This is a genomic window from Intestinibacter sp. (assembly GCF_051866655.1).
Classification (GTDB): domain Bacteria; phylum Bacillota; class Clostridia; order Peptostreptococcales; family Peptostreptococcaceae; genus Intestinibacter.
Genome location: NZ_JBJDXL010000062.1, coordinates 1 through 1,686, shown reverse-complemented (window position 1 = coordinate 1,686; position 1,686 = coordinate 1). Strand labels below are relative to the sequence as shown.

General features: G+C 33.5%; 1 protein-coding gene and 1 pseudogene. Both read left to right on the top strand.

Going from position 1 to position 1,686, the window contains the following annotated elements; all coding sequences use genetic code 11:
* Window positions 1-759: pseudogene (locus ACI3VO_RS01800) on the top strand (DNA mismatch repair endonuclease MutL); the annotation flags it as partial.
* 35 nt (window positions 760-794) lie between these two features.
* On the top strand, window positions 795-1,686 hold an 892-nt coding region (miaA, locus tag ACI3VO_RS01795; RefSeq protein ID WP_439756264.1), incomplete at its 3' end, for a tRNA (adenosine(37)-N6)-dimethylallyltransferase MiaA.

Sequence of the window (1,686 nt, the reverse complement as noted above, 5' to 3'; positions counted from 1 at the left end):
GCTTTAGAACAAAATGAGCAAGAAAAAAATGATTATTACAGCGACAAGGGATATGTTGAAGAGAAAAACTACAACGTGGAGAATTTAACATTTGAACAGACAAATACAGAAGAAAAACCTCCTGCGCCTGTAGAAGACGATACTCTAGAAAAAATACTAGATAACTCACAAAGCACTAGCTTTAGAGCTAGCGATTACAAGGTAATAGGTACAGTTTTAAATACCTACATAGTTCTAGAAAAAGGGACTTCTATGTACCTACTAGACCAACACGCTGCCCACGAAAAAATACTATACGAGCAGTATATGAATAAATTCAAAAATCAAAATATAGATATGCAGATGCTACTAGATCCAATAGTGCTAGAGCTATCGAGTGTAGACATGTTAGATGTCGAAAAAAACTTAAATTTATTTATGAAATTTGGTTTTGAAATCGAGATATTTGGAAATAATCATATTATGGTCAGAGGTGTGCCTAATATTTTTGGAGCAGCTCAGTCAGAGAAGTTCGTATTTCAGATAATCGACAATATAGGAGACCTAGAGAGCAGCTACGATTTGAAGCTAGACAAGATAGCATCTATGGCATGTAGAGCAGCCATAAAGGCTAACGACAAAATTCACTTTGAAGAAATAGACTCCCTACTTTCAAAGATGGAAAAATGTGAAAATCCATTTACATGCCCACACGGTAGACCATCTATAGTAGAGATATCTAAAAAAGAAATAGAAAAGATGTTCAAGAGAATTATGTAATATACAAAGTAATACGAGAATTGAGGAAGGAATATATGAAGAAAATACCACTTATAATACTTACGGGGCCAACTGCAGTCGGTAAGACAGATTTATCAATTAAATTGGCAAAATCACTAGACGCTGAAATAATATCAGCAGATTCTATGCAGATATATAAATACATGGATATAGGTAGCGCAAAGGTTACAGAGGAAGAAATGGATGGAGTAGTTCACTATATGATAGATGAAGTTACTCCAGATGTTCCTTTTTCAGTATCAGAATTTCAATCTAGAAGCGAAAAGTATATAGATGAAATACACGCAAAAGGCAAAAATATAATCGTCACAGGTGGAACAGGCTTATACCTAAATTCACTTATATACGATATGGACTTTGCAAAATCAAATGCAAACAGCGAGATAAGAGAAAAGCTAGAGGCAGAATTAAAAGAAAACGGCATAGACTACATGCACGAAAAATTAAAATCTCTAGACGAAGAAGCAGCGAGCAGAATTCACAAAAACAACACTAAAAGAGTAATAAGAGCGATAGAAGTATGTCTAAGTGGACAAAAGATGAGTGATTTTTCTAAAGACTTAAAGTACAATGAAAAATACAAGCCTATAATAATAATTTTAAATAGAGATAGAGAGGTCCTATACGACAGAATAAACAGAAGAGTCGATATAATGCTAGAAAATGGACTTTTAGACGAAATAAAAAGCTTACTAAAAATGGGCTACAAAAAAGACATGATCTCTATGCAGGGAATAGGCTACAAAGAAATGATAAAATATTTAGACGGCGAGTATACTTACGAAGAAGCTGTAGAAATAATCAAAAGGGATTCTAGAAGATATGCAAAGCGTCAAATAACTTGGTTTAAGAGATATCAAGATGCTAAATGGTTTAATTTAGATGAATACCAAAATGTGGAAAAAT